Genomic DNA, 25,607 nt, shown 5'->3' with positions numbered 1-25,607 from the left:
TCTTTTTGCGTAGCGGGCGCCGAGGCAGGGCAGGGAGCCCTGCGCGGCGCGGCGGCTTCTCAGAGCCCGAAGGAGTAGTTCGATCCGGTGTCGAACGAATAGCTCGCCGACAGGCCGAAGGTGAGCGAATCGCGCGAGCCGAACGGCCTGACGATCGGAGAGCGCGTGGCGTCGCCGACGAGGCGCTTGTACTCGACATAGGCCGTGGTCTTGAGCTGGTCGGACCAATGATAGGTGACCTGCGCCAGCGCGCCGACCGTGTGGACGCCGGCATTGTAGCGCTGCAGCAGGCCGCCGGTACCGGGCATGGCGCCGCCGGTGCCGAAATAGGTGCGGACATAATCGGCGGAGGCGATCCGCATGCGCGGGCCGACGCCCAGTGTCCACGTGCCGACGGTCGAGAAGGCGTCGAGCTTGAAATCGGCGACGACGCCGTCATGCGCGGCGACGCCGCGGCGCAGGTCGACGCGGCCCCGAAGCCAGGAGGTCGGGTAGAATTCGGCGAAGCCGCCGAGCTCGGCGCCGAACTTGGTGGCGGGCACCGCGACGAGAGCCGGATTGACCTTGGCCGAGCGCTTCCAGAGCAGGTCGCCCGAGAAGCCGATGCGCCAGCCCTGGCCGGAGAACACGCCGATGCTGAGCATCGCGTCGTCCTCGGCGCTCCACCATGTGCTCTTCAGGCCGCGGCCGAGCGAGATGATCGGGCGGGCCCGGAAGACGTAATCGTCCGAGCCGGTATAATCGGGCTGGTAGCGCACGCCGGCGCCCAGCGTGATGTACCAGTTCTGCGCCGACTGGGGCGAGGTCAGGGTCGTGTAGTCTCTCGACTGTGCCTGGGCCTGGCCCGGCAGCGAGAGGGAGAGGCAGGCCGAAAGACCCGCCAGATACGCAACGCAACGCATGATCCAGAACTCCGACGCGACGGCGTCTCCGATAGGCGATGCCCGCAATCTGGCGGACGAGGTTTAATGCGCGGTTAAGGTTCCCATTTCGTTATCTTCAGCATTTTCAAGTGTTTGAGCTTGTGGGGTTTTTTCAGATCGTTGGTTTTCGTTACGTCGTGTTCCGCGTGGGCTTCGCCAGCTTGCCGCCTCCGCGCGACGGCGCGGTCGTTCGGATCGCCGTGTTGAGCGCGGAGCAGGCAGACGCGCTGGCCGGCAGCCCGGTTACCGCGCGTTAAGCGATGACGGAGAGAATGGATCGCGAGGCCGGAGATGTCGGTCGAAAGAGACTCCAGGAGGAGCGGTGATCATGGAAGTGGCGATCCTCTGGCTGCTCTGTGCTGCGGTTTTTCTCGAATTGGCCGAGAGCGCGCCCGAGATCGACTAGCCGTCACCCAGGAAAGTCCAGGCTGTCCATCCCAGGAGGGCGATCCAGGCCGTCATCGTCACGCTCATGGCGCTCATGAGCAGCAGGCCGACGATCTTGCTCTGGGTTCGCGCTTCGTCTCGCGGGGGATCGGAGCGAGGCGGCTGCGGTTCAGGATCGTTCATCGCATGGCACCACAAGTCGGGCAGCCGTAGCGTCGCTGGGCACGGCGTGGGTTCGTCGAAGCAGAACGCGGTCCGGGGATGGCGCCGTCTCCATTTCCTGACCTGTCGAGTTTTCGATTTCGTCGGTCGATACGGCAACTCCCAAATGGGACCAGCCGCCCCCGGTTCTGGCCCGCCGGCTTTGCGGGCGGATTGCGGAAGCCGATCTGGCACGCAGGCGCGTCGAACAGGACGCACCGCTCTTGAAATCGACGGCCGGACCATGATGCACCTCTTGACCTAGGCGCCGCTCTATGGCCATGCCGGAACACGGGCTCGGCATCGTGGTCATCGCTGCGCTCCGTTCTCGAAGGGCAGGCGGAATCATGAAGATGCGGCGGATGGGTGCGGTCGTTCTGGCCGGTGGATTGTCGATTCTGGCGAGCGTTTCGGCCTATGCCGCGAGCAGCTCGACGACCTTGCCGCCGCCGGATCCGACGGCGAAGAACCTCACTCCCTACATGATCCAGTTGCGCGCCTTCGACGCCTGCCTGATCACGCAGTCGCAATTGATGAGCACGACGCGCGAAGCGGTCCACAACCCCTGTAGCTGCTACGCCAAGGGCACGGTCAGCGCGATGACCAAGGACGAGATCCAGGCCTTCCGCGACACCGGCTATTTCAACGACACGGCCCGCCAGAAGGGTCTGCAGTTCATCGATCAGTGCAAGCTGAAGCGCCCGTTCTGAGCTGAAGGCCGCGCCGGCACGCAGATGCCGGGGCCTCTCGACAGGTCTGCCTTGCTGCTGACAGACTGCTGACAGAAGCTGTCAGCGCGGCTGAGCCATTCTGCCGCAGGTCCACATCGTGATCCGTTCGATCCCCGTGATCGAACGGCATGGCTGTTGGATCGGGAGACGAGTGGGGAGACGCCGCCGTGCAGCGCGCTGAACGATTGCTCGACATGATCCAGAGCCTGCGTCGCCGCAGGCGCCCTGTGACAGCAGAGACATTGGCCTCCGAGCTCGATGTCTCCGTGCGTACGGTCTATCGTGACATCGGCGCGCTGGTGCGCCAGGGTGTGCCCGTGCGCGGCGAGGCCGGCATCGGATACGTCCTCGATGCGGGTTTTGACCTGCCGCCATTGATGCTCTCGCCGGATGAGATCGAGGCCGTGCTGGTCGGCATGCGCTGGCTCAGCGAGCGGGCCGACCCCGTGCTGGCCCGTGCGGCCGAGGATGTCGTCAGCAAGGTCGCGGCGGTGCTGCCGCAGCATCTGCGGCCGATCCTGCTCGATGGCGCCCTGTTTGCGGCGTCCCACCCCGGCGAAATGCCGGCCGATCAGGTCGATGTCGCGGCCGTGCGCGCCGCCATCCGTAACGGACGCAAGCTCTCGATCCATTACAGCGACGAGAGCGGCCACGCGACGCAGCGCATGATCTGGCCGATCGGCATGACCTTCTACGAGCGCGTGCGCATCGTCATCGCCTGGTGCGAGCTGCGGCAGGCCTTCCGCCATTTCCGCACCGATCGGCTGACCGGCCTCGTCGCGCTGGAAGAGCGCTATCCCGCCCGCCGCGCCGATCTCTTCCGCCGCTGGCAGAAGGAAGAGGAGAGGGCGAAGGAGGAGTGGGAGCGCTGCAAGCGCGAGGGAAGCGGATTGCCGGCAAGCGCCGAGGGCAGCGTCGCAGCCTAGCCGCGGATCACGATCCCGCCTTGGAGCGTCGCGCGGCCGGAGGCGACCTCCGCCAGCGCCGCAGGATAGAGCTTGTGCTCCTCGGCGAGGACGCGTTGCGCCAGCGTATCCTCGTCGTCGCCGGGCAGAACCGGCACCTTCGCCTGCAGGATCACCGGCCCGGCGTCGAGTTCCGGCACGACGAAATGCACCGAGCAGCCATGCTCGCTGACGCCGGCTTCAAGAGCCTGGCGATGCGTATGCGTGCCCTTGAACAGCGGCAGCAGCGACGGGTGGATATTGATCATCCGCCCTTCCCAGCGCGCCACGAACCAGGGCGTCAGGATACGCATGAAGCCGGCGAGCACGAGCAGGTCGATCTGGTTCGCCCGCAGCACTTCGTCGACCGCCCGCTCGAACGCTTCGCGATCCTTGTTGAAGGCGCGGTGATCGACCGTCGCCGTGGCGATGCCGAAATCACGCGCGCGCTCGAGCCCGGCGACATCGGGAATGTTCGAGATGACGAGCGCGATCTCGGCCGGATAGCCCGGCGCCTGCGCCGCTTCCGCCAGCGAGACCATGTTCGAGCCGCGCCCGGAGATCAGCACCCCGACGCGCTTGCGGGGAAGGGTGGCGCTCACAGCGAGAGCTTGCCGCGATAGCTGACCTGCTCCTCGCCGGCCGCGACCGGCACGATCTCACCGAGCTTCACCGGCGCCTCGCCGGCGGCCTTCAGGGCAGCCAGAACCTCATCCGCCTTGTGGGCTTCAGCGGCGACGATCATGCCGATTCCGCAATTGAAGGTGCGCAGCATCTCGCGCTCGGCGACGCCGCCGATCTTGGCGAGCCAGCCGAACACAGCGGGTACCGGGATGGCGGGAAGATCGAGCGCGACGCCGAGCCCGTCGGGCAGCACGCGCGGGATATTGTCGGGGAAGCCGCCGCCGGTGATATGCGCCAGCGCCTTGATGCCGTCGGTCGCCTTCAGCACCTGCAGCAGCGGCTTCACATAGATGCGGGTCGGCTCCAGCAGCGCTTCTGCCAGGGTCTTGCCGGGCGCGAAGGGGGCGGGCGCCTCCCAGCCGAGGCCGCTGACCTCGACGATGCGGCGGACGAGCGAATAGCCGTTGGAGTGGACGCCGGAGGAGGGCAGGCCGAAGACGACGTCGCCGGGCTTCAGGTCCTCGCGCGGCAGGAGCGTGCCGCGCTCGGCGGCGCCGACGGCGAAGCCGGCCAGGTCGTAATCCTTCTCGGCATACATGCCGGGCATCTCGGCGGTCTCGCCGCCGATCAGGGCGCAGCCGGCCTGGCGGCAGCCATCTGCGATGCCGCGCACGATCTCGACGCCGACCTTCGGGTCGAGCTTGCCGGTGGCGTAATAGTCGAGGAAGAGCAGGGGCTCGGCGCCCTGCACGATCAGGTCGTTGACGCACATCGCGACGAGATCGATGCCGATCGTCGAATGCAGCCCGCTTTCGATCGCGATCTTCACCTTGGTGCCGACGCCGTCATTGGCCGCGACCAGGATCGGATCGTTGAAGCCTGCGGCCTTGAGATCGAACAATCCGCCGAACCCGCCGATCTCGGCGTCGGCGCCCGGCCGGCGCGTGGCGCGCACCAGCGGCTTGATCTCGTCGACCATCGCATTGCCGGCGTCGATATCGACACCTGCCTGCGCATAGGTCAGTCCGTTCGCGCCGGGCTTGCTCATTGCGTTTCGCCTTCCTTGCGTGCTCGCGGGAGCGATAGGCAAGCACGCCCGCCATGGCAAGGCGTCAGGGCCGGTTTTGGCGATTTCGCACAGGCGGAGAGGCGTCATTCCGGTCGGACACAGGGTCTCTGACCGCAGGGCATTGGTCTTTCCGGCGGTTCGCGCGACAGTGCTGCCATGACGATCCCCAACCTGATCACCATCGGCCGCCTGTTCCTGGTGCCGCTGGTCATCGTCATGATCATCGGCGCGAACTGGGATGCGGCCTTCATCCTCTTCGTCGTCGCCGGTATCTCGGATGCGGTCGACGGCTTCCTCGCCAAGCGCTGCGGCATGGCGAGCGAATTGGGAGCTTGGCTCGATCCCGCTGCCGACAAGGCGCTGATCGTCTCGATCTACATCACGCTCGCCGTCGTCGGGGCGATCCCGGTCTGGCTCGTCGTCCTGGTCGTCGCGCGCGATCTCATGATCGTGGCGGCGGTGATCCTGTCCTGGCTGCTCGACAAACCGCTGACGATCGCGCCCATCGTCGTCAGCAAGGCGAATACCGCCGCGCAGATCGGCTTCGCTGCGTTCGCCTTGGGCTCGCGTGCCTTCGGGATCGAGCTCGGCTCGCTGGCGCTCGCCTGTGAGCTCCTCGTCGCTCTGTTGACGGTCGCCTCTATGACGGCCTATCTCGCCTTCTGGCTACGCCACATGGCAGGTTGATAGGGCTTTGTCTGCGTTCCGGCTTGGAACGGCTGGCCTTGATGCACATCTGACAGGTCCCGCCGGCCGAGAGACGCGAGAGAGGCTGATCGATGACGTTGCAACGCCAGATCGGCTTCTGGGTCGGCTCCCTTCTCGCCTTCGTCCTGTTTCTGGTCGTGTTGCGCGACGTTCTGCTGCCCTTCATCGCGGCGCTGGCGCTGGCCTATCTGCTCGATCCGCTCGCCGACAGGCTGGAACGCATGGGCATGAGCCGGTTGGTGGCGACGATCGTCATCCTCGTCGTCTTCCTGTTCGTCTTCGTGCTGGGGCTGGTGCTGCTCGCGCCGCTGCTCGGCCAGCAGCTTGCCGGCCTCGTCGCCCGCCTGCCGGGCGATGCCGCCAAGCTCCAGGCGCTGGTGCTGGAGAAGGGCACGCCCTGGCTCGAACGTTTTGGCGCCTCCGAACTCACCAAGGATGCGCAGAGCTCGCTCGGCAACCTCGTCGGCGACGGCATGAAATGGGTCGGCGGTTTGTTGCAATCGCTCTGGAGTGGCGGCACCGCCATCGTCGGGGTGTTCTCGCTCCTGGTGCTGACGCCGGTCATCGCCTTCTACCTGCTGGTCGACTGGGACCGCATGGTCGCGACCGTCGATAGCTGGCTGCCGCTCGACCATCGCGACACCATCCGCAGCCTCCTGCACGAGATGGATATGGCGATCGCCGGCTTCCTGCGTGGGCAGGCGCTGGTCTGCGTTCTGCTCGGCGGTTTCTACGCCATCGGGTTGAGCGTCATCGGCGTCAATTTCGGCGCGCTGATCGGCATCATCTCCGGTTTCCTCTCCTTCATCCCCTATGTCGGCTCGCTGACGGGACTCGTGCTCTCCGTCGGCGTCGCGACGGTGCAGTTCTGGCCGGACTGGACCTGGCCGCTGGCGACGCTCGGCGTCTTCTTCGCCGGGCAGTTCCTCGAAGGGAACATCTTCCAGCCCAAATTCGTCGGCGATTCCATCGGCGTGCATCCGGTCTGGCTGATGTTCGCGCTGCTCGCCTTCGGCTCGCTGTTCGGCTTCGTCGGCCTGCTGCTGGCGGTGCCGCTCGCAGCCGTCATCGGCGTGCTCTGCCGCTTTGCGCTGCGCCAATATCTTGCCAGCAACCTCTATCACGGCGGCGATGCCACCCGCGCGGCAGCGGCGAAGGCGCGCATCGACGCCGACGCCTGAGTTCTCATGTCCGATATCCCCCCGCGTCCGCGCCAGCTCGCCTTCGACCTGCCGGTCGACAGCCGCCATGGCGTCGAGGATTTCCTGGTCGGCGCCTCCAACGAGGCGGCCTACGGCCTGATCGAGCGCTGGCCCGCCTGGCCCGAGGCCTGGCTGCGCCTGACCGGGCCGGAAGGCGCCGGCAAGACCCATCTCGCCGCGATCTGGGCGCGTGCCGCCCACGCCTGGACGATCCCCGCGAGCGAGTTGAGCGAAACGCAGGTGCCGCATCTCGTCTCGGGCGGTGCGCTGGTGATCGAGGATTGCGATGCGGGCGCGCTCGACGAGCCAGCCCTGTTCCATCTGATGAACGCGATCAAGGCGCGCGGCGGCTTCCTGCTGCTGACGGCGCGGAGCGCGCCCGATCTCTGGGGTCTGAGCGTGCCGGACCTGCTCTCGCGCCTCCGGTTGGCCCCCGCCGCGACGATCGAGCCGCCGGATGACGGACTGCTGCGGGCGCTGCTGGTCAAGCTCTTCATCGATCGCCAGCTCGTGGTCGACATCGCCGTGATCGACGCCCTCGCCATGCGGATGGAGCGCTCCTTCGCCGCGGCGCGGCAGGTCGTTGACCGGCTCGATCGGCTCGCGCTCGAACGTGGCCGGCGCGTGACGCGCCCGCTGGTGCAGGAGGCTCTGGAGGAACTGTTTCCGGAGGAGCCGGGTTGACCCCGGCCATATCTGCGCAAGCCGCATGCTTCAAATCATGTCGCTTGTCATCGAACCGTCGCACTAGAATGGCTTCAACGGCGGCATGAGCGGCAAGATGACCAGGACGCGAGCGAAGCGCATGACCCTCGACACCGTGATCGACGAGTCGGAGAAGCTATCCAGCGAGGCTGATGCGGCGCCCCTGCGCCATCAGCCGGAGCGCTTCATGAACCGGGAGCTGTCCTGGCTCCAGTTCAACCGGCGCGTCATGGAGGAGGCCTCGAATCGCAGTCACCCGCTGCTGGAGCAGCTTCGCTTCCTCTCGATCTCCGCGAATAATCTCGACGAGTTCTTCATGGTCCGCGTCTCGGGCCTGCGCGAGCAGCTCAAGGCCGGTGTCGTCACCCGCAGCCAGGACGGGCTGACGCCGGCCGGCCAGCTTGCCGCCATCGGCGAGGCGGTCGCGGCACTGACCGCCGACCAGCAGGCGCGCTGGGCTGAACTCCGTCATGACCTGCATGAGAATCGCATCCACCTGCTGCAGCCGGGCGATATCGGGTCGCAGGACCGGATCTGGCTGGAGGACTACTTCCTCAACTACATTTTCCCGGTGCTGACGCCGCTGGCGATCGACCCGGCTCATCCCTTCCCCTTCATCCCCAATCTCGGCTTCACCATTGCGCTGGCGCTGGAGCGCAAGCATGACGGGCGCCAGCTCGACGCGCTGATCCGCGTGCCGACCAAGATCGATCGCTTCATCGAATTGCCGGACCTGGCGCGCGAGGGGCTGCATCGCTTCATCGCCCTCGACGATGCCGTCTCGCTGTTCATCAGCAAGCTCTTCCCCGGCTACGAGGTGAAGGGCGCCGGCTCCTTCCGCATCATCCGCGACTCCGATCTCGACATCGAGGAGGAGGCGGAGGACCTCGTCCGCGTCTTCGAGACCATGTTGAAGCAGCGCCGTCTCGGCGTCGTCATCCGGCTCGAACTCTCGACCGGCATGCCCGATCATCTGCGCCGGATGATCGTGCGCGAACTCAAGGTCGACAGTGACGAGGTCGTCGAGGTCAACGGCATGATCGGCCTGAACGAGCTCTCGCAGCTCGTCGGCACCGACCGGCCTGACCTGAAGTTCAAGCCCTATAATGCCCGCTTCCCCGAGCGCATCCGCGAGCACGGCGGCGACTGCTTCCCGGCGATCCGCCAGAAGGACCTGCTGGTCCATCATCCCTATGAGAGCTTCGACGTCGTCGTGCAGTTCCTGCAGCAGGCCGCGCGCGATCCCAATGTCGTCGCGATCAAGCAGACGCTCTACCGCACCTCGGCGAACTCCCCGATCGTCAAGGCGCTGACGGAGGCGGCCGAGGCCGGCAAGTCGGTCACCGCGCTGGTCGAGCTCAAGGCCCGCTTCGACGAAGAGGCGAATATCCGCTGGGCCAAGGAGATGGAGCGCGCCGGCGTCCAGGTCGTTTACGGTTTCATCGAGCTCAAGACCCACGCCAAGCTCTCGCTGGTCGTGCGCCGCGAGGCCGGCCAGCTCGTCAGCTACTGCCATATCGCGACCGGCAACTACCACCCGATCACGGCGCGCATCTACACCGACGTCTCGTTCTTCACCGCCGATCCGGTGATCGCGCAGGACGTCGCCCGCATCTTCAACTTCATCACCGGCTATGCCGAGCCGGCCGGGCTGGAGCGCATGGCGGTCTCGCCGACCAGCCTGAAGCAGCGCCTGCTCGCCGACATCGCCGAGGAGATCGCCCATGTGAAGGCCGGCCGCAAGGGCGCGATCTGGGGCAAGTGCAACTCGCTGGTCGATCCCGAGATCATCGACGCGCTCTATGATGCCAGCCAGGCCGGCGTCGAGATCGATTTCGTCGTGCGCGGCATCTGCTGCCTGAGGCCGGGCGTGCCCGGCCTCTCGGAGAATATCCGCGTCAAGTCGATCATCGGCCGCTTCTTGGAGCATACCCGCATCTATGCGTTCGGCGCCGGCCACGGCATGCCGTCGCCCAAGGCCAAGATCTACATCTCCTCGGCCGACCTGATGCCGCGCAATCTCGATCGCCGCGTCGAGGCGCTGACCCCGATCCTCAATCCGACCGTGCATCAGCAGTTGCTGGATCAGATCATGCTGGCCAACCTGCTCGACAACGAGCAGAGCTGGACGATATTGCCCGATGGCGGCTCGCGCCGCATTGTCCCCGCGCCGAACGAAGAGCCGTTCAACGCGCATAAGTACTTCATGACGAACCCGAGTCTGTCCGGACGTGGAAAATCGCTCTCCAATTCGAGTCCCCGCTCCCTCTCGCGCCGAGGGGGACGTAAAGCCTGAGCTCCGGCATGCGCCGGGGCGGCTGGCGCTGTCGCATACCCTCGCCATCGTCGATATCGGCTCGAACTCGGTCCGTCTCGTCGTCTACGAGATGCTGGCCCGCGCGCCGTCGCAGGTCTTCAACGAGAAGGAGATGGCGGGTCTCGGCCGGCAGGTCGCCTCGACCGGCCGCCTCGCCGACGATGCCATCGCCAAGGCGATCAACGCGCTGGTGCGCTTCCGCATCCTCTGCGAAGCGATGCATGTCGGCGAGATCCGCGTCATCGCCACCGCCGCCGCGCGCTATGCCAGCAACGGCCCGGAATTCATCGCACGCGCCGAGGAGGCGATCGGCCAGCCGATCGAGCTGATCTCGGGAGGGCGGGAGGCCGTGCTCTCCGGTCTCGGCGTGATCTCCGGCTTCGACAATCCGGATGGCGTCGTCGGCGACCTCGGCGGCGGCAGCCTGGAGCTGATCTCGGTCAAGGACGGCGCGGTAGGGCAGGGCGCCAGCGTCCCGCTCGGCGGCCTCGCCCTGCTCGATCGCTCGAAGGGCTCGCTCAAGGCGGCCGAGAAGATCGTCAAGGACGAGCTCGACAAGCTGCCGCAGCTTTCTGCCATGAGGGGCCGCGACTTCTACGCGGTCGGCGGCACCTGGCGCGCGCTTGCCACGCTTCATCAGCACCGCGCAGCTTACCCGCTGAACGTGATGCACGGCTACTCGGTGCCAACGCGCGACGTCGCCGATTTCGTCAAACTGGTCGAGCGGGCCGATATCTCGGTGCTCGACGCGATCGATTCGGTGTCATCGGCCCGGCGTCCGCTCCTGGCCTATGGCGCGCTGGTGCTCGACGAATTGATCAAGCGTGGCAGGCCGCGCGAGATCATCATCTCGGCCCAGGGCGTGCGCGAAGGCCTGCTGCACGAGCAGCTCTCGCCGGAGGAGCAGAGCGCCGATCCGCTGATGCAGGCCGCGCGCGACTACAACCTGCTGCGTGCCCGCGATCCGCGCCATGCGGCCGAACTGATCAATTGGACCCGCGGCATCCTGGAGACGGCCGGCCTGCCGCAGGACGAGCCCTCGGGCCGGATGATCGAGACCGTCTGCCTGCTTTCCGATATCGGCTGGCGCGCCCATCCCGATTATCGCGGCGAGCAGAGCATGAACGTCATCGCCCATGCCTATTTCACCGGCATCGACCATGTCGGTCGGGCCTTCCTGGCGCTGACGATCTTCCATCGCTATGCCGGGATGAAGGCGAGTTCTCCCGCCGCCGCCGGTCTGAAGACACTGCTGCAGCCGGCGGTCCTGGCACGGGCGATGCTGATCGCGGCGATCTTCCGCGTCGCCTATCTGCTCTCGGCCGGCATGTCCGGCATCCTGCCACGCATCCCGGCTGCTTGCGTCGACAACCGCCTGTTGCTGCGCTTCCCCAATGATCTCTCGGCGCTGGCGAGCGAGCGGGTCGAAGGGCGCCTCAAGCAGCTCGCGAAGCTGCTCGGCCGCGATTTCGAGATCGGAAGGCTCTGAGGCCTGGCGCTGCGGCTTCGTGGCACAGCTCTGTCATTCCGGGACGCGCCGCAGGCGCGAACCCGGAACCCACGACTGGGTGAGACATCAGTGTTCGGTTGTGAGCCGTGCGTCCGATCGCGGATTCCCGGTCTTTGCTGTGCGAAGCCCCGGAATGACGACGGGCGCGCCTAGCCCACCGCCCGCAAGCGCGCGAAGCCGGCATCGAGATCGGCCTTGAGGTCCTCGATATCCTCCAGCCCGATATGGATGCGGATCGTCGGTCCCTTGAACCCCGGCTTGGTCGCGGTGCGATAATCCTTGCAGTCGAAGGGCAGGACGAGGCTCTCGTAGCCACCCCACGACGCGCCGATGCCGAACAGTGTCAGCCCGTCCAGCATCGCGCCGACGGCCTTCATCGAGACCGGCTTCAGTTCGAAGGTGAAGAGCGAGGAGGCGCCGGTGAAATCGCGCTTCCAGATCTCGTGGCCGGGCGCGCCGGGCAGGGCGGGGTGCAGGACATTCGCGACCTCGGGACGATCGCGCAGCCATTCGGCCATGGCGATGCCGGCCGGCATCTGCTCCTTCAGGCGGATCGCCATCGTGCGCATCCCGCGCAGCGTCAGGAAGGCGTCCTCCGGGGCGATGATCAGGCCGAGCTGGCTCCAGGTCGCGCGCAGTTTCTTGTAGAGCTCCGGCGTGCGGGCCGAGACGGTGCCGATCAGCACGTCGGAATGCGCGGCGTAATACTTGGTGCCGGCCTGCACCGAGAGGTCGACACCGAACTTGTGGGCATCGAAGAACAGCGGCGTCGCCCAGGTGTTGTCCATCGCAACGAGAATGTCGCGCTCGCGTGCGGCGGCGACGATCGCCGGGATGTCCTGCATCTCGAAGGTCTGCGAGCCCGGTGCCTCGGTCCAGACGGCCCTGGTGTTCGGCTTGAACAGCTTCGCGATGTCGCCGCCGACCAGCGGGTCGTAATAGGTCACCTCGACCCCCATCCGCTTCAGGAAGGTGTCGCAGAAGATCCGCGTCGGCCGGTAGACGCTGTCCGTCACCAGAACGTGATCGCCGGACGAGAGTACGGTCAGGAAGGCGAGCGTGCAGGCCATCAGCCCCGATGGCGTCACCACGACGCCGGCGCCGCCCTCGATCGTGTTGGCGGCGGCCAACAATGCGTCGATCGTCGGGTTGCCGTCCGTGCCATAGGTGTAGCGCGCCTTGCGCACGAGGAAGTCTTCGGTGTTGGGATAAACGACCGTCGAGCCTCGTACGATAGGCGGATTGACAAAGCCGTAGCTATCGGTGGGGTCGCGGCCCGCAAGCGCCAGGCGGGTGCGCTCGCCGAGGCGCGCAAATTCAGGCGAAGTCAGCTTTTTCATGGAACGGCACGGCCAGGAGATGGGAAAACCATGGTCAGGCTTGACCACTCCCCACAAACTCGCATGTGATGTATGCAGGGAACAAGGGGCGGCTCATGCGTATGGTGGTTGCTTGACGCTCATGGGACGCTCTGGCAATCGACGCGAGGATATGGGGACGCCGCGCGCAAGCGGGATGAACCGAGCGGCGAAAATGCCGCCGGCGGCGGGACCAGAAATATCTTCCGGCATCAGCCGGATAACGGGGTCCAACGGGAGAGTACCGATGAAAAAGTTTGTTGCAGCCGCCCTTGCGGCCGGAATCGGCATGGCGCTGTCCGCGACCGGGGCTTCAGCTCAGGCGACGCTCGCGCAGGTCAAGCAGCGTGGCATCCTGAATTGCGGCTCGAACACCGGCCTTGCCGGCTTCGGCGTGCCGGATGCGCAGGGCAACTGGAAGGGGCTCGACGTCGATGTTTGCCGCGCCATCTCGGCGACGATCTTCAACGACCCCAACAAGGTGAAGTTCATACCGCTCTCGGCCAAGGACCGCTTCACGGCGCTCCAGTCGGGCGAAGTCGACGTGCTCGTGCGCAACTCGACCTGGACGATGACGCGCGACGCCTCGCTCGGCCTGCTCTTTACCGGCGTGAACTATTATGACGGCCAGGGCTTCCTGGTCCGCAAGAAGCTCGGCGTGAACTCGGCGCTGCAGCTCAACGGCGCCTCGGTCTGCACCCAGCAGGGCACCACGACCGAGCTCAACCTGGCCGACTACTTCCGCGCCAACAACCTCAAGTACGAAGTCGTGGCCTTCGCGACCTCGGACGAGACGGTCAAGGCTTACGATGCCGGCCGCTGCGACGCCTTCACCACCGACGCCTCGGGCCTCTATGCCGAGCGCCTGAAGCTGACGAACCCCGACGAGCATCTCGTCCTGCCGGAGATCATCTCGAAGGAGCCGCTCGGCCCCTCCGTCCGCAACAACGACCCGCAATGGTTCAACCTGATCAAGTGGGTCCACTTCGCCATGCTGAATGCCGAGGAGCTCGGCGTCACCCAGGCGAATGTCGAGCAGCAGCTCAAGTCCGACAATCCGGAGATCAAGCGTCTGCTCGGCACCGAAGGCAAGTTCGGCGAGCAGGTCGGCCTGACGCCGGACTGGGTCGTCCGCATCGTCAAGCATGTCGGCAATTACGGCGAATCCTTCGAGCGTAATGTGGGCCAGGGCTCGCTGCTCAAGATCGCCCGTGGCCAGAACGGTCTCTGGACCAAGGGCGGCCTGCAATACGCTCCGCCGGTTCGCTGAGGAGCATGCGGGGCGCCGGCCTGACCGGCGCCCCGTTTTCGCATGGGTTCATCGATGCGGCTTTTCTCGAAGGGCCGCATGATTCGTCTCTGTCGCCGCGCGGTGCCGTCGCTGTTGTCGTCCAAGACCCGTTACGCCATGGAAAAAGCTGGGATGCCGCCCCTCTTCGCGATGGCATTCGCCGCCATGGCCTCCGTCGCGCCCGGTAGCGGCTTGGCTGCGCCGGCGGACGGCCTGCTGGAGCAGGTCAGGCATCGCGGCGCCGTCGTCTGCGGCGTGGCGCCTGCGCTGGCCGGTTTCTCCAGTCCCGACAGCCAGGGGCGCTGGACCGGCTTCGATGTCGATCTCTGCCGGGCGGTCGCCGCCGCGATCTTCGACGATCCCGGGAAGGTGACGTTCATCCCGCTCCTGTCGAAGGACCGCTTCACGGCACTGCAGACCGGCGAGGTCGATCTTCTGTCGCGGACCTCGACCTGGTCGATGGCGCGCGACACGGCGCTCGGCCTCAACTTCACCGGCATCAATTTCTACGGCGGCGAGGGCTTCATGGTCCGCGGCAAGCTCGGCTTGACCTCGGCCCTTCAACTGAATGGCGCCTCGGTTTGCGCCGAGCAGGGCACCACGACCGAACTCAACGTCGCCGATTTCTTCCGCAGCCACGGCTTGAAATACGAGATCGTCACCTTCAAGGGCAGCGAGGAGACCGTGGATGCCTATGCCAGCGGCCGCTGCGACGCCTATGCCTATGATCGCGCCGGCCTCGCGATCCAGCGGATGAAGCTCCCGGCGCCGCAGGAGCATGTCATCCTGCCGGAGACGATCTCGAAGGAGCCGCTCGGTCCCGCCGTCCGCCATGGCGACGACCAATGGTTCGATCTGGTCAAATGGACGCTCTTCGCCATGCTGAACGCCGAGGAGATGGGGGTCGGCCAGAGCAATGTCGCGGCGATGCGGGCCTCGGAGCGACCGGATATCCGTCGCCTGCTCGGCATCGAGGGCGATTTCGGCGAGGCGCTCGGCCTCGATCGCGATTGGGCCTATCGCATTCTGCGTCATGTCGGCAATTATGGTGAATCTTTCGAGAGAAACCTCGGACGGGACTCGCCTCTGAAGATCGAACGTGGCCAGAATGCGCTGTGGACGCGGGGCGGGCTGCAATACGCTCCGCCGATCCGCTGAACCGTGCCGGGGCAGATCCGGATCGGGCCAAAATAAAACGGAGCCGCAAGGCTCCACGCGAGACGAAGCAATCGGGCAAGGCTCCGGGCGTGGCCCGGGACTTGCTGGCAAGCCGAGAGCGGGACGAACCCGCTCCGAACAGGGGTATGGCATGGAGAACATCATCGCGCCGGCGGCTGCCGGCGCCGGTTGCCCGTCGCCGCGCATGGCGCGCGCCGGGGCCGGGGGCTGAGGGGAAAGGCGCGCGGCCTGCCGGCCGGGCGCGATCGAACAACCAGAATCGAACAACCAGAAGAGTGGCACGGGCAACAAGACGACCGCGGCGCAACCGCACCGTCGCAGGATCGCCGGCCATGACAAGCGAAACAAAAAGGGCGTGACAGGTGTCGAGCATTCCCACCGAACAGGTAACACCCGGCAAGGCGTCGTTATTCTACGACCCGAAGATCCGGGGCTATGTCTATCAGATCGCTTTGGTGGCGATCGTCGCCTTCCTGATCTGGTCGGCGGCATCGAACGCGATCGAGAACCTGCGCGCGCAGAAGATCGCCTCCGGCTTTGGCTTCTGGCACAACGCGGCCGGCTTCGACATCAACCAGAAGCTGATCCCGTTCTCGGCTTCCGGCGGCTCGACCTATGGCGACGCCTTCATCGTCGGCCTGCTCAACACGCTGCTCGTCGCAGGGCTGGGCATCATCTTCGCGACCTTCCTTGGCTTCTTCGTCGGCGTTGCCCGGCTCTCGAACAACTGGGTCATCTCGAAGCTCGCGATGATCTATGTCGAGGTCATCCGCAACATCCCGCTGCTGCTCCAGCTCTTCTTCTGGTACAACGCGGTGCTGAAGCCGCTGCCGAACCCGCGCCAGTCGATCGAACTGCCGGCCGGGGCACTGCTCAACAACCGCGGCCTGTACCTTCCGGATCCGCATCTGGGCCCCGGCGGCAGCCTGATCGTCTGGGCTTTCGTGATCGGCATCGTCGCCACGCTCGTCTTCCGCTCCTGGGCTCACAAGCAGCAGGCGGCCACCGGCCGGCAGTATCCGATCGGCTGGGTCGCGCTCGCCATGATCGTGGTCGTGCCCGCGCTGATCTATTTCGTCCTGGGCCGGCCGGTCACCTTCGTCTATCCCGAGCTCGCAGGCTTCAACCTGCGCGGTGGCATCCAGATCTTCCCGGAATTCGTGGCGCTGTTGATCGGCCTGACCACCTATACGGCGGGCTTCATCGCCGAGGTCGTGCGCGCCGGCATCCTCGCGGTGTCGAAGGGGCAGACCGAGGCCGCCCATGCGCTGGGCCTGAGGAACGGGCCGACGCTGAAGCTCGTCGTCATCCCGCAGGCGATGCGCGTCATCATCCCGCCGTTGACGTCGAACTACCTCAACCTGACCAAGAACTCGTCGCTGGCGGTCGCGATCGGCTATCCCGATCTCGTCCAGGTCTTCACCGGCACGGTGCTGAACCAGACCGGCCAGGCGGTCGAGGTCGTGGCGATCACGATGGCGGTCTATCTGACGATCTCGCTGGTGACATCGCTGTTCATGAACATCTACAACAAGCGCATGGCGCTGGTGGAACGGTGAGGGCTGCGCGATGACCGACGCAACAACCGAAAACGCCCCCTTCGCCTTCGTCCGCAAGGAGACGCTGGAGCAGGAGCCGGCGCCGCTTTCCGTCGCCGGCCCGCTGGCCTGGATCCGGGCGAACCTGTTCTCGAGCCCGCTCAATATCATCCTGACGCTGCTCTGCGTCTGGCTGGTCATCGACACGGTTCCGGGAATGGTCCGCTTCTACTTCCTCGATGCGGTCTGGACCGGCACGAACCGCGACGCGTGCCTTGCCGACAAGGTCGGTCGGCCGGTCGGGGCCTGCTGGGCGTACATCGCTGATCGTACCCAATACTTCATCTACGGCTCCTATCCGGTGACGGAGCGCTGGCGCGTCAATATCGTCTTCGTGATGTTCGCGCTCGGCGTGGTCTGGCTGCTCTGGAACAAGATGCCGCTCAAGAAGGTCGGCTTCTTCTTCTTCTTCGTCATCCTGCCGGCGAGCGCCTTCATCCTGTTGCTGGGCGGCTCGCGCGCCGAGAGCTTCCTGCGCTTCCTGATCCTCGTCACCTTCGCGCTGGCTGTGCTCTATCTGGTGCTTTCCTTCGCGCCGGGGCTGATGAAGTTCTGGATCGGCGAGGGGCAGCTCGCGGTCGAGCAGGCGATGCCGGCCTGGCAGCGCTTCTATCGGCCCAAGCGCCTGATCCTGATCTCGCTCGTTGTCTTTGGCCTGCTGGCGATCCTCGCCGACAAGGTCGGTTTGCCGCGCGTCGATACCGGCCTTTGGGGCGGCATGACGGTGACCTTCCTGATCTCGGCGGTCGGCATCGTCTTCTCGCTGCCGCTCGGCGTGCTGCTCGCGCTCGGCCGCCGCTCCAAGCTGCCGGCGATCCAGTTGCTCTCGGTGATCTTCATCGAGTTCGTGCGTGGCGTGCCGCTGATCACGGTGCTGTTCATGGCCAACACCATGCTGCCGCTCTTCGTGCCGCAGGAATGGTCGCCGGACCGCTTGCTGCGTCCGCTGATCGGCGTCGCGCTCTTCGCCGCCGCCTATATGGCGGAGGTGGTGCGTGGCGGCCTGCAGGCTATGCCGAAGGGCCAGTACGAGGGCGCGATGTCGCTCGGCCTGGGCTACTGGCAGATGATGCGCCTGATCATCCTGCCGCAGGCCCTGCGCATCGTGATCCCCGGCATCGTCAACACCTTCATCGGGTTGTTCAAGGATACGACGCTGGTCACCATCGTCGGCATCTTCGACTTCCTGCGCACCATCGAGGCGACGCTCATCGATCCGACCTGGGCGACGCCCACGACACGGTCGACAGGCTACGCTTTCGCCGCCATCTTCTATTTCCTGTGCTGCTGGGGAATGTCGCGCTATTCGATCGCGGTCGAAAAGCGCCTCGCCGCCGGCCAAAAACGTTGAGAGGGACGACAACCATGGCAATGGCAGAAACCAAGACGACCGACACGCGTCCGGCAGCACTGAAGCCGACCTCGCTGAACACCGCGACGGCTGTCGAGATGATCGGCGTCAACAAGTGGTACGGCGAGTTCCACGTCCTGCGCGACATCAACCTCAAGGTCAGCCGCGGCGAGAAGCTGGTCATCTGCGGCCCGTCCGGCTCGGGCAACCATCCCAGCTCGCACGGGCCGGCATCCGAAACCCTTCACAGGAGCAGACACTGGGCTCCTGCCGAGAAGCGGACATTCAATCCGCATACAATTACCGGGTGGCTTGAAGCCTAAGGGTGCGCTCCAATGCGTCCGGTTCACTCCGACGCAGCGACACCAGAAGCGAGCTGCAGCACAGTGGTCTTTTCGGGGATCAGCGAAGGCATTGCCTGATCCCCCAGCCCACGGGAAGCGACGCGGAAAACTCTAACCCAAAGCGATCCAGTTTTAAGGGCTCAGATCATCGAGCTCACCGTCCTTCTTTACACCGCGCGCCACAATCTCCAGCGAGCCGCCCGGCAAAGGTCTTTGCAGCGCGAATGCCTGGTCCCAAGGCGCTGTCATCCAGGCCTCGCACTCTTCCGGTGTCGTCAGGATCACCGGCATCGCCTTCGGATGGATCGCTTTGACCTCGGCATTCGGATCGGTGGTGAGGAAGGCGTAGAGATCCGCCGTCACCTCACCCTCTTTGACCTTCCTGACGCTGCGCCATTGTGGCGTCCACACCCCGGCGAAGAAGGCCGTCGGCCGCTCCTGCCCGAAAGCGAACCAGATGTCACCGCCGGCATCCTTGTTGAATTCCGAGAAGGATGTGAACGGCACCAGACAACGATTCTCAACGCCCAGAAACCTCTGCCAGTGCCTGTATTTGGTATCGCGAATGTTCGTGTTGCCCGCGCTCGGCTCCAAGCGGATCAACTCGGCCATGTCGACTGGCTTGCCTTTCAGGGCGAGCTTGTCTGCCCGCTGCTTCGCCGCCTTTTCGATAACGAAGAACGGCGACGGCATGCCCCAGCGCGCCATGACAAGCTCCGGCATGCCGCCGCCGACCGGGTTGCGGATCACCGGCGCGGAGTAGTCAGGAAAGATCCCCGGCTGCGGCACGACCTGCGCCGCGACATCGAACTTCGCAAACAGCTTGCGCATGGCCTCGACGTTGCGCGTGTGGCTATAAAGATTGCACATGCTGTTCTCCTGGCTCGCCCGCCGCCGCGACTATCAGGCCCTCGTCGACGCCGAGGCAAGCAAGCTCGTCGAAACCGAAGGCGGCGCCGGCTATTACACCGCCCGGCAGATCGCCCGCGCCGCCCGTGAGAGGGGCGATGACCAAGCCGTACGTCTATGGCTCCGCGTTGCTAGACAGGTCGCCAACAGGACCGGCCTCGAACCAGCGCGCAGTAAGATCGGCCGTCCCGAGTCCGGGTGGTAGGTTAGTCCTCGACGTTGTACTCGGCCGCCTGCCGGTCGAAGGCGTCCTCGGCGTCTGCATCTGCCGCCATCGCGGCCTCTAACTCGTCGGCCGGCACGATGACGCCGCCGAAATGGCTGACGAACGCGCGGGCAAAGCGCGCTTCCTCAAACGCGATGCGGACGATCCCGGCAGTCATCGTGTCGAGCACGCGAAATCCGATCTGCCAGTCGCCGCACCACGCCTCGATCCGACGCAGGCGCTCGCCGGCGGACACCTTGTCCAGCCTGATCTCGACCTGATGTAGCAAATGCCCGGTCATCGCCACATGCCCCGCATCTTGGCCCGGACATCGACCTTGGGCCTGCCTGGCGGTGACCGCGAGGGCTCGGCCGCTGCGATGGGCCAGGCCATGCGTTCGAACTGGCCCAGAAGCGCATTGGGGATGAAGCGGGTCCGGTTGGCATAGACATGCCGATCGCCCGTCGCCGACTGGCCGTGCGTGAAAAAGCGCTGAGGCACCACGAGATGCAGATCGTCCTTGGCGCGCGTCATGGCGACATAGAGGAGCCGACGCTCCTCCTCGATCTCATCCCGGCTGCCGGCGCCCAGGTCGATCGGGATGCAGCCATCGACCGTGTTCATGACGAAGACCGACTTCCACTCCTGGCCCTTGGCCGAATGAATCGTCGACAGGATCAAATAGTCCTCGTCGAGATGCGGCACGCCAGCCTGGTCGCTGGTCGCGTCCGGCGGGTCGAGCGTCAACTCGGTCAGAAAGCGCTCGCGCGACGGGTATCCGCCCGCGATCTGTTCGAGCTGCACCAGATCCGCCTGCCGCGTGCTGGCGTCCTCATGGATGCGCTCCAGATGAGGTTCATACCAGCGGCGGGCCCGTTCGATCTCGGCCGGCCAGCCAGTGGCGCCGCCATGGAGCTCGCAGACCGCAGCGACAAACGAGGTCCAGTCGTCGCCGGCCCGCGGCGGAGCCGGAGCGGTCTCCAGCGCCTCCATGGGCGCCGAAGCCTGCGCCATATGCTCGATGATGCGCTGTGCTGAGGTCGGCCCGACCCCCGGGAGCAGCTGCAGAACCCGGAAGCCCGCGACCTTATCGCGCGGGTTCTCGACGAAGCGCAGCAGCGCCAGCAGATCCTTGATGTGGGCGCTGTCGAGGAATTTCAGCCCGCCGAACTTCACGAAGGGGATGTTCCGGCGCGTCAGCTCGATTTCGAGCGGGCCGCTGTGATGCGACGCGCGGAACAGCACGGCCTGCTGCTTCAGTGTCGAGCCACCTTCGCGGTTCTCCAGCACCTTCTCGGCGATGAAGCGGGCCTGGTCGGCTTCGTCACGAACATGCACGAGCTGCGGCCGCGATCCGGTGGCGCGATCCGTCCAGAGATTCTTGGTGAAGCGCTCCGCGGCCAGGTCGATGACCGCATTCGCCGCCGAGAGGATGGCGCTGGTCGAGCGGTAGTTCTGGTCGAGCGTGATGACCTCGGCCGGCGGCACGAAGGCTGCGGGGAAGTCGAGGATGTTGCGGACGGTTGCGGCCCGAAACGAATAGATCGATTGGGCATCGTCACCGACCACAGTGAGGCCACGGCCATCGGGCTTGAGCGCGAGCAGGATCGAGGACTGCAGCCGGTTGGTGTCCTGGTACTCGTCGACCATGACGTGATCGAAGCGACCGCCGATGTCCGCTGCGATATCCGGGTCCGTGACGGCCTGCGCCCAGTAGAGCAGCAGGTCGTCATAATCGAGCACGTTCTGGTTCTGCTTGGCCTCGACATAGGCGGCGAAGAGCTCCTTGAGCTCGACCGCCCAGGCGACGCACCACGGATAGGACCGGCCAAGCACGTCCTCGATCGGCAGTTCCGCATTCACGCAGCGGGAATAGATCGCCAGGCAGGTGCCTTTGGTTGGGAACCTCGCCTCGGTCTTGGAGAAGCCGAGCTCGTGCCGGACCAGGTTCATCTGGTCGGCCGAGTCCTCCCGGTCATGGATCGTGAAAGCGGAATCAAGGCCTAGCTGATCGGCGTAGTCGCGCAGAAGCCGCGCGCCGATGCCGTGGAATGTGCCCGCCCACGTCAGGGCGTCGGCAAGGACGCCGGCGCCATCGCCCAACACCTTACCCGCGATCCGTTCGACGCGTTTCGCCATCTCGGACGCGGCGCGGCGCGAAAAGGTCATCAGCAGGATCCGCCGCGGATCGGCGCCGCTGACCATGAGATGAGCGACGCGGTGGGCCAGCGTGTTCGTCTTGCCGGAACCCGCGCCTGCGATGACGAGCAACGGGGACGTAGCCACCGAGCCGACGCCATGGATGACGGCGCGACGCTGCGCCGGATTGAGCGTGTCGAGATAGCTGATCGGGGCGATGGCGTTCATGGCAACAGCCTGTTGGGTACGGTGCGGCGCGAGCCTGCCAGGTCGAATGACAGGAGAACGTCAGGATCATCGGCGTCGGCGGCGCGGCCTCGGCGGCAAGCGAAACGCCCGTTAGCCCAAGCCCCAAAAACCGTAGGTCCCGCCGACCTCCGGCTCGGGCTTGGTGAGCCACCCGCCATCCACGACGTTGGGGGCGTCGCGGCGCTCAAAGAGGTAGTAGCCGCCGCTCTCGTCGTCACAGTCGTAGGGACCACTCACCAGGCAGCCGTATGGCTCGGCCAGTTCGTCGAGTTGCTGGAGCACATCGGTCGCGTCGCCGAGTTGATCGCACCCGACGCCGCCCACGACGCCGCGGTCGCGGGTTTCGGCGAGCGACTCGCGGATCATCTCAACCGCCGCCGACGCGATGGCGACGCCGCTCTCCGGGCTCGTCAGTTGGAAGTTGCTCATCCTTCCCTCCGTCGATCAGTGTGAATTTGCGCATGGACGGCGGCAGATCAGGCGGTGGCGTGGCGTTCAGGTCGAGGCAGTAGCCGGCGCATCTGAAATACGGGTCCGCGACGTAGCGGCCGCTCTTCGATCGCGGCCGGTTCGGGCAGGTCGCATGAAAGCGCGCGAGCAGCATCTCGATCGTCTCGGTGGCTCCGAACTTCTCCGCCAAGCGCGCCAGGCGGGCGTCGCCATAGCGCCGGCAGTTCGTGCATCTGAAGCGCACCACGACCCATGGGTAGAACTCCAGCGTCGTATGTGGGCCGGGCGGCTCGCTCACGACTCCTTCTCGGGAATGGGCCGAGCCCCCTGCGAGAACAGGCCGCGCAGAAACCCGCGCGAAACGGAGCGATCAGCATCGGCCAAGAGGACAATAAAGTCGTGCGCCAAGGCGCGCAGCGCTGCCGCTTCGGAGCCGTGTTCTTCCATCAGGATCGAGACGATGCCCGTGATTTCGGCGTCGAGCGTGGTGTCCTCGACCTGCTGATCGGCTGGCTGGGCTGACATAGCTGCGTCCTCACATCTGAGAACATTAAGGGAACAAATACGCGACGAGAGTCAAGGGCAACCGAACTCGCTGGCGCCACACCACCCGTCACCACAGGGAAGGGGCGCTCACTATGCAGACGCTCATGGAGTTCTAGGGATTTTCGCTGGATAGCTCGATCCGCCGACTACGGCGCTGACAACGCCTCGACGATTGCGTCAGCATCAACAATGATCGCCGGACCGCCGCGTTTTGCGAGCGCTATATCGTATGGGACAGGGCGGCGATGAAATTGATGCTCCTGGGAGCGACGGGGCTCGTCGGTCAGAATGCCCTGCAGTTGGCCTTGGCCGATAGCCGCATCGATCAGGTGGTCGCTCCAACCCGTCGGCCGCTCTCGGAGCATCCCAAACTCCTGGCACCAATCATCGATTTCGAGAACCTGGACGATGAGGCGGACTGGTGGTCGGTTGACGCGGTCATCTGTGCGCTCGGCACGACCATAAAGACAGCCGGCTCCCAGGCGGGATTCTACCGGGTTGATCACGACTATCCGCTCGCCTGCGCACAGCTGGCGCTTCGGCATCACGCCAAAGCCTTTGTCCTGAATTCAGCGATAGGGGCGGATGTGACGTCCCGCTTCTTCTACAATCGCGTAAAGGGCGAGGTGGAGCGCGACATTGCAGGCCTCAACTTCGCCTCCCTGACGATTGTGCGCCCTGGCCTTATCGGCGGAGAGCGCCAGGAGTTTCGTCGCGGAGAGCGGTTGGCATTAGTCGCCCTGCGCCTTCTTAGCCCCATGCTGCCGCGGGGGTGGCGCATCAACCCAGCCGACAAAATCGCTGCCGCAATGCTCGATGCTGCTGTGGCTGCGAAGCCTGGTCGCCACGTTATCTCGTCAGCCGAGCTGGTTTGACGCGCGCAGGAGCACGGGAACCAAGAAGTCCGAACTTGTCGCACCATCGCTTGGTTGCGAAGATTTCGACGCCGACGGTTAGCTACGATAGGGTTGCCGCTTCGGCGTCGGGCAGGTTGCGCAATGTTTCTTTTCGACGGCCCCGAGCGGGCCGATGTGACGATCCTCCTGGCACACGGGGCCGGCGCTCCGATGGAGTCTGCCTCAATGACGGCTGCTGCAAATGCCCTGACTGGGGAGGGCTTTCGTGTTGCCCGCTTCGAGTTCGACTACATGGCGGCGCGGCGCACCGGGGCAGGGCGCAAGCCACCGCCACGCGCAGACAAGCTGCGGCCAGAGTATCTCGCGGCCATCGACGCGCTCGGCAGCAGCGGGAGTCTGGTCATTGGCGGCAAATCGATGGGCGGGCGCGTCGCGAGCATGGTCGCCGATCCACTGTTCGAGAGTGGCCGGATCCGTGGCCTTCTTTGCCTTGGCTACCCATTCCATCCGCCAGGCAAGCCCGGGCAGCTGCGGACCGCCCACCTTGCCGACCTCAAGACGTCCACCCTCATTGTGCAGGGGACGCGGGATGAATTCGGCAGCCGAGAGGAGGTCGAGAGCTACAACCTGTCGCCTCGCATCGACATCCTCTGGTTGAAGGACGGCGATCACGACCTGAAACCCCGCAAGCGGGTGTCCGGCTTTTCAGCGGCGGATCATCTCGCGACGATGGCCAAGACAACTATCGCCTGGACCGGGCGACTCCATCAGCCCGGCGACCTCACGACATGAAGATCGCGTCCACCCAAATCGACTTGTTCGATGATGCGCCCGGATACCGGCAAACGCCAAGGCCATCGCCGAAGAAGCGCAAGTGTGCTAGCTCGCCACCTTCGACCGGCGATGCCGATGAAGCAACAGCCCAGAGGCTGGAGCAGACCGGTCGTTTCAAGGTGCTGCGCAGGCTTGTTCCTCGTCCTATCGTCCCGAGAGCCCATAGCCCATTCCCAAACCTCGCCGTGTTGGTGGACACCGAAACGACGGGTCTGCAGCACGCTCGCGACGAGATCATCGAAATCGGCGCAGTCGCTTTCACCTATGACAGCGACGGAGCCATTGGCGATGTCGTCGGCGTCTATAGCGGCTTGCGGCAACCTTCAGAGCCAATTCCCGCCGAAATCACCCGGCTGACGGGTATTACCGACGAGATTGTCGCGGGTCATGACATCGATCTCGACGCGCTCCATGCGCTGATCGAACCTGCGGACCTCATCATCGCTCACAACGCCGCATTCGATCGGCCGTTCTGCGAGCGGCTTTCGCCGGCATTCGTGTCGAAGGCCTGGGCATGCTCCGTGACAGAGATTCGGTGGTCCGATGTGGGCTTTGAAGGCAACAAACTGGGATACCTTGTTGGTCAGTCCGGGCTCTTCCATGACGGGCACCGCGCGACGGATGATTGTAATGCCCTGCTGGAGGTGCTGGCACGGCCTGCGGGGCCTGGCGGAGCTCGACCGTTTGCCGAGCTTTTGCGATCTAGTGCAAGCAGCAGAATCCGCATCTACGCCGAACATGCGCCGTTCGATATGAAGGATCACCTCAAGGGGCGAGGTTACCGCTGGTCCGATGGGAGCGACGGCAGGCCCCGGGCGTGGTGGATCGAGATCGACGAAGAGCTCTACGAAGAGGAACTCAGATATCTCCGGACCGAAATCTATCAGTGGGCGGACGCCGAGCCGCTCACCGTCCGGCTAACGGCGCTTGATCGGTTCCGCGGGTGATTGGCAAGCTTCGATAGGGCAATTTGGAG

The 25,607-nt window shown here is 65.3% G+C and carries 27 protein-coding genes and 1 pseudogene; 17 read left to right on the top strand and 11 right to left on the bottom strand.

The genetic code is table 11. The features are described from left to right. Window positions 1-59 precede the first annotated feature (59 nt). Window positions 60-902: a MipA/OmpV family protein gene (locus tag Q9235_RS03895; RefSeq protein ID WP_306225476.1), complete on the bottom strand. Its 843-nt coding sequence runs from the start codon at window positions 900-902 to the stop codon at window positions 60-62. 38 nt (window positions 903-940) lie between these two features. Here Q9235_RS03895 and Q9235_RS03890 point away from each other — a divergent pair, with 38 nt between their 5' ends. After that, complete coding sequence (locus Q9235_RS03890) at window positions 941-1,180, top strand: hypothetical protein (RefSeq protein ID WP_306225475.1); 240 nt, start codon at window positions 941-943, stop codon at window positions 1,178-1,180. 145 nt (window positions 1,181-1,325) lie between these two features. Here the strand turns inward: Q9235_RS03890 and Q9235_RS03885 are convergent, their stop codons facing one another. Further along, window positions 1,326-1,493 carry a hypothetical protein gene (locus Q9235_RS03885; protein ID WP_306225474.1) on the bottom strand — a complete coding sequence of 56 codons (168 nt, stop codon included), beginning with the start codon at window positions 1,491-1,493 and terminating at the stop codon, window positions 1,326-1,328. 365 nt (window positions 1,494-1,858) lie between these two features. Between Q9235_RS03885 and Q9235_RS03880 the strand changes: the two genes are divergently transcribed. Next, complete coding sequence (locus Q9235_RS03880; RefSeq protein WP_306225473.1) at window positions 1,859-2,221, top strand: hypothetical protein; 363 nt, start codon at window positions 1,859-1,861, stop codon at window positions 2,219-2,221. A gap of 188 nt (window positions 2,222-2,409) precedes the next feature. Further along, a complete protein-coding gene (locus Q9235_RS03875; protein ID WP_306225472.1) occupies window positions 2,410-3,168 on the top strand; it encodes a helix-turn-helix transcriptional regulator in 759 nt (252 codons plus the stop codon). Here Q9235_RS03875 and purN read toward each other — a convergent pair. Together purN and purM are read right to left on the bottom strand one after the other, a co-directional pair. Beyond that, on the bottom strand, window positions 3,165-3,728 hold the full coding sequence (gene purN / locus Q9235_RS03870; protein ID WP_422678347.1) for a phosphoribosylglycinamide formyltransferase: 564 nt from the start codon (window positions 3,726-3,728) through the stop codon (window positions 3,165-3,167). The two genes, Q9235_RS03875 and purN, sit on opposite strands and share 4 nt — an antisense overlap. A 56-nt stretch (window positions 3,729-3,784) precedes the next feature. Further along, the gene (purM, locus tag Q9235_RS03865; RefSeq protein ID WP_306225470.1) at window positions 3,785-4,858 is read right to left on the bottom strand and encodes a phosphoribosylformylglycinamidine cyclo-ligase; all 1,074 of its coding nucleotides are present in this window, start codon (window positions 4,856-4,858) and stop codon (window positions 3,785-3,787) included. Between the two features lie 177 nt (window positions 4,859-5,035). Between purM and Q9235_RS03860 the strand changes: the two genes are divergently transcribed. The 5 genes from Q9235_RS03860 (at window position 5,036) to ppx (ending at window position 11,300) form a co-directional block, all read left to right on the top strand. Beyond that, window positions 5,036-5,566: a CDP-alcohol phosphatidyltransferase family protein gene (locus Q9235_RS03860; RefSeq protein WP_306225469.1), complete on the top strand. Its 531-nt coding sequence runs from the start codon at window positions 5,036-5,038 to the stop codon at window positions 5,564-5,566. A gap of 92 nt (window positions 5,567-5,658) precedes the next feature. After that, a complete protein-coding gene (locus Q9235_RS03855; protein ID WP_306225468.1) occupies window positions 5,659-6,768 on the top strand; it encodes an AI-2E family transporter in 1,110 nt (369 codons plus the stop codon). Between the two features lie 6 nt (window positions 6,769-6,774). Next, on the top strand, window positions 6,775-7,473 hold the full coding sequence (locus tag Q9235_RS03850) for a P-loop NTPase family protein (RefSeq protein ID WP_306225467.1): 699 nt from the start codon (window positions 6,775-6,777) through the stop codon (window positions 7,471-7,473). Window positions 7,474-7,594: 121 nt separating this feature from the next. Further along, on the top strand, window positions 7,595-9,790 hold the full coding sequence (locus Q9235_RS03845) for an RNA degradosome polyphosphate kinase (protein WP_422678345.1): 2,196 nt from the start codon (window positions 7,595-7,597) through the stop codon (window positions 9,788-9,790). Beyond that, entirely contained in the window at window positions 9,726-11,300 is a 1,575-nt protein-coding gene (gene ppx, locus Q9235_RS03840; protein WP_306225465.1) for an exopolyphosphatase, read from the top strand. The genes Q9235_RS03845 and ppx overlap by 65 nt, the downstream gene beginning before the upstream one ends. A gap of 170 nt (window positions 11,301-11,470) precedes the next feature. On the opposite strand, the gene metC is transcribed toward ppx, so the two are convergent. After that, a complete protein-coding gene (gene metC, locus Q9235_RS03835; RefSeq protein WP_306225464.1) occupies window positions 11,471-12,661 on the bottom strand; it encodes a cystathionine beta-lyase in 1,191 nt (396 codons plus the stop codon). Between the two features lie 265 nt (window positions 12,662-12,926). Here metC and Q9235_RS03830 point away from each other — a divergent pair, with 265 nt between their 5' ends. From Q9235_RS03830 to Q9235_RS03810, 5 genes and pseudogenes are all read left to right on the top strand, one after another. Beyond that, window positions 12,927-13,949: an amino acid ABC transporter substrate-binding protein gene (locus tag Q9235_RS03830; RefSeq protein WP_306225463.1), complete on the top strand. Its 1,023-nt coding sequence runs from the start codon at window positions 12,927-12,929 to the stop codon at window positions 13,947-13,949. Between the two features lie 153 nt (window positions 13,950-14,102). Next, the gene (locus Q9235_RS03825; RefSeq protein WP_422678266.1) at window positions 14,103-15,128 is read left to right on the top strand and encodes an amino acid ABC transporter substrate-binding protein; all 1,026 of its coding nucleotides are present in this window, start codon (window positions 14,103-14,105) and stop codon (window positions 15,126-15,128) included. A 383-nt stretch (window positions 15,129-15,511) separates the two neighbouring features. Further along, on the top strand, window positions 15,512-16,708 hold the full coding sequence (locus Q9235_RS03820; RefSeq protein WP_422678265.1) for an amino acid ABC transporter permease: 1,197 nt from the start codon (window positions 15,512-15,514) through the stop codon (window positions 16,706-16,708). Between the two features lie 10 nt (window positions 16,709-16,718). Then, window positions 16,719-18,098, top strand: coding sequence for an amino acid ABC transporter permease (locus Q9235_RS03815; protein WP_306225462.1), 1,380 nt, complete (start codon window positions 16,719-16,721; stop codon window positions 18,096-18,098). 20 nt (window positions 18,099-18,118) lie between these two features. Next, a pseudogene (locus Q9235_RS03810) lies at window positions 18,119-18,304 on the top strand (amino acid ABC transporter ATP-binding protein); the annotation flags it as partial. A 270-nt stretch (window positions 18,305-18,574) separates the two neighbouring features. Here Q9235_RS03810 and Q9235_RS03805 read toward each other — a convergent pair. Further along, on the bottom strand, window positions 18,575-19,312 hold the full coding sequence (locus Q9235_RS03805; RefSeq protein ID WP_306225461.1) for an SOS response-associated peptidase: 738 nt from the start codon (window positions 19,310-19,312) through the stop codon (window positions 18,575-18,577). Between Q9235_RS03805 and Q9235_RS03800 the strand changes: the two genes are divergently transcribed. Then, window positions 19,311-19,556 carry a hypothetical protein gene (locus Q9235_RS03800; protein WP_306225460.1) on the top strand — a complete coding sequence of 82 codons (246 nt, stop codon included), beginning with the start codon at window positions 19,311-19,313 and terminating at the stop codon, window positions 19,554-19,556. The two genes, Q9235_RS03805 and Q9235_RS03800, sit on opposite strands and share 2 nt — an antisense overlap. A gap of 1 nt (window position 19,557) precedes the next feature. On the opposite strand, the gene Q9235_RS03795 is transcribed toward Q9235_RS03800, so the two are convergent. From Q9235_RS03795 to Q9235_RS03775, 5 genes are all read right to left on the bottom strand, one after another. Beyond that, a complete protein-coding gene (locus Q9235_RS03795) occupies window positions 19,558-19,857 on the bottom strand; it encodes a hypothetical protein (protein ID WP_306225459.1) in 300 nt (99 codons plus the stop codon). Further along, on the bottom strand, window positions 19,854-21,923 hold the full coding sequence (locus Q9235_RS03790; RefSeq protein WP_306225458.1) for an ATP-dependent helicase: 2,070 nt from the start codon (window positions 21,921-21,923) through the stop codon (window positions 19,854-19,856). Before Q9235_RS03790 ends, Q9235_RS03795 begins: the two co-directional genes overlap by 4 nt. Before the next feature lie 111 nt (window positions 21,924-22,034). Next, on the bottom strand, window positions 22,035-22,310 hold the full coding sequence (locus Q9235_RS03785; RefSeq protein ID WP_306225457.1) for a hypothetical protein: 276 nt from the start codon (window positions 22,308-22,310) through the stop codon (window positions 22,035-22,037). Between the two features lies 1 nt (window position 22,311). Further along, window positions 22,312-22,692 carry a hypothetical protein gene (locus Q9235_RS03780; RefSeq protein WP_306225456.1) on the bottom strand — a complete coding sequence of 127 codons (381 nt, stop codon included), beginning with the start codon at window positions 22,690-22,692 and terminating at the stop codon, window positions 22,312-22,314. Beyond that, on the bottom strand, window positions 22,689-22,919 hold the full coding sequence (locus tag Q9235_RS03775) for a hypothetical protein (RefSeq protein ID WP_306225455.1): 231 nt from the start codon (window positions 22,917-22,919) through the stop codon (window positions 22,689-22,691). Before Q9235_RS03775 ends, Q9235_RS03780 begins: the two co-directional genes overlap by 4 nt. Before the next feature lie 266 nt (window positions 22,920-23,185). Here Q9235_RS03775 and Q9235_RS03770 point away from each other — a divergent pair, with 266 nt between their 5' ends. The 3 genes from Q9235_RS03770 (at window position 23,186) to Q9235_RS03760 (ending at window position 25,578) form a co-directional block, all read left to right on the top strand. Then, window positions 23,186-23,815: a Rossmann-fold NAD(P)-binding domain-containing protein gene (locus tag Q9235_RS03770; protein ID WP_306225454.1), complete on the top strand. Its 630-nt coding sequence runs from the start codon at window positions 23,186-23,188 to the stop codon at window positions 23,813-23,815. 123 nt (window positions 23,816-23,938) lie between these two features. Then, window positions 23,939-24,589: an alpha/beta hydrolase family protein gene (locus Q9235_RS03765; protein WP_306225453.1), complete on the top strand. Its 651-nt coding sequence runs from the start codon at window positions 23,939-23,941 to the stop codon at window positions 24,587-24,589. Then, window positions 24,586-25,578, top strand: coding sequence for a 3'-5' exonuclease (locus Q9235_RS03760; RefSeq protein ID WP_306225452.1), 993 nt, complete (start codon window positions 24,586-24,588; stop codon window positions 25,576-25,578). The genes Q9235_RS03765 and Q9235_RS03760 overlap by 4 nt, the downstream gene beginning before the upstream one ends. The last annotated feature ends 29 nt before the right edge of the window (window positions 25,579-25,607 follow it).

Origin of the sequence: Bosea beijingensis, assembly GCF_030758975.1 — a bacterium.
Taxonomy (GTDB): domain Bacteria; phylum Pseudomonadota; class Alphaproteobacteria; order Rhizobiales; family Beijerinckiaceae; genus Allobosea; species Allobosea beijingensis.
This window is presented reverse-complemented; position numbering and strand designations above follow the sequence as displayed.

Excerpts from the sequence above, each read along its gene's own strand:
- Q9235_RS03775 (WP_306225455.1), bottom strand. The coding sequence starts at position 22,919 with ATGTCAGCCCAGCCAGCCGATCAGCAGGTCGAGGACACCACGCTCGAC.
- Q9235_RS03825 (WP_422678266.1), top strand. The coding sequence starts at position 14,103 with ATGCCGCCCCTCTTCGCGATGGCATTCGCCGCCATGGCCTCCGTCGCG.
- Q9235_RS03765 (WP_306225453.1), top strand. The coding sequence starts at position 23,939 with ATGTTTCTTTTCGACGGCCCCGAGCGGGCCGATGTGACGATCCTCCTG.
- Q9235_RS03790 (WP_306225458.1), bottom strand. The coding sequence starts at position 21,923 with ATGAACGCCATCGCCCCGATCAGCTATCTCGACACGCTCAATCCGGCG.
- purN (WP_422678347.1), bottom strand. The coding sequence starts at position 3,728 with ATGGTCTCGCTGGCGGAAGCGGCGCAGGCGCCGGGCTATCCGGCCGAG.
- Q9235_RS03880 (WP_306225473.1), top strand. The coding sequence starts at position 1,859 with ATGAAGATGCGGCGGATGGGTGCGGTCGTTCTGGCCGGTGGATTGTCG.
- Q9235_RS03895 (WP_306225476.1), bottom strand. The coding sequence starts at position 902 with ATGCGTTGCGTTGCGTATCTGGCGGGTCTTTCGGCCTGCCTCTCCCTC.
- Q9235_RS03890 (WP_306225475.1), top strand. The coding sequence starts at position 941 with ATGCCCGCAATCTGGCGGACGAGGTTTAATGCGCGGTTAAGGTTCCCA.
- Q9235_RS03805 (WP_306225461.1), bottom strand. The coding sequence starts at position 19,312 with ATGTGCAATCTTTATAGCCACACGCGCAACGTCGAGGCCATGCGCAAG.
- Q9235_RS03795 (WP_306225459.1), bottom strand. The coding sequence starts at position 19,857 with ATGACCGGGCATTTGCTACATCAGGTCGAGATCAGGCTGGACAAGGTG.
- Q9235_RS03850 (WP_306225467.1), top strand. The coding sequence starts at position 6,775 with ATGTCCGATATCCCCCCGCGTCCGCGCCAGCTCGCCTTCGACCTGCCG.
- Q9235_RS03815 (WP_306225462.1), top strand. The coding sequence starts at position 16,719 with ATGACCGACGCAACAACCGAAAACGCCCCCTTCGCCTTCGTCCGCAAG.
- Q9235_RS03830 (WP_306225463.1), top strand. The coding sequence starts at position 12,927 with ATGAAAAAGTTTGTTGCAGCCGCCCTTGCGGCCGGAATCGGCATGGCG.
- purM (WP_306225470.1), bottom strand. The coding sequence starts at position 4,858 with ATGAGCAAGCCCGGCGCGAACGGACTGACCTATGCGCAGGCAGGTGTC.
- Q9235_RS03860 (WP_306225469.1), top strand. The coding sequence starts at position 5,036 with ATGACGATCCCCAACCTGATCACCATCGGCCGCCTGTTCCTGGTGCCG.
- Q9235_RS03855 (WP_306225468.1), top strand. The coding sequence starts at position 5,659 with ATGACGTTGCAACGCCAGATCGGCTTCTGGGTCGGCTCCCTTCTCGCC.
- Q9235_RS03785 (WP_306225457.1), bottom strand. The coding sequence starts at position 22,310 with ATGATCCGCGAGTCGCTCGCCGAAACCCGCGACCGCGGCGTCGTGGGC.
- Q9235_RS03760 (WP_306225452.1), top strand. The coding sequence starts at position 24,586 with ATGAAGATCGCGTCCACCCAAATCGACTTGTTCGATGATGCGCCCGGA.
- Q9235_RS03845 (WP_422678345.1), top strand. The coding sequence starts at position 7,595 with ATGACCCTCGACACCGTGATCGACGAGTCGGAGAAGCTATCCAGCGAG.
- Q9235_RS03800 (WP_306225460.1), top strand. The coding sequence starts at position 19,311 with ATGCTGTTCTCCTGGCTCGCCCGCCGCCGCGACTATCAGGCCCTCGTC.
- Q9235_RS03885 (WP_306225474.1), bottom strand. The coding sequence starts at position 1,493 with ATGAACGATCCTGAACCGCAGCCGCCTCGCTCCGATCCCCCGCGAGAC.
- Q9235_RS03770 (WP_306225454.1), top strand. The coding sequence starts at position 23,186 with ATGAAATTGATGCTCCTGGGAGCGACGGGGCTCGTCGGTCAGAATGCC.
- metC (WP_306225464.1), bottom strand. The coding sequence starts at position 12,661 with ATGAAAAAGCTGACTTCGCCTGAATTTGCGCGCCTCGGCGAGCGCACC.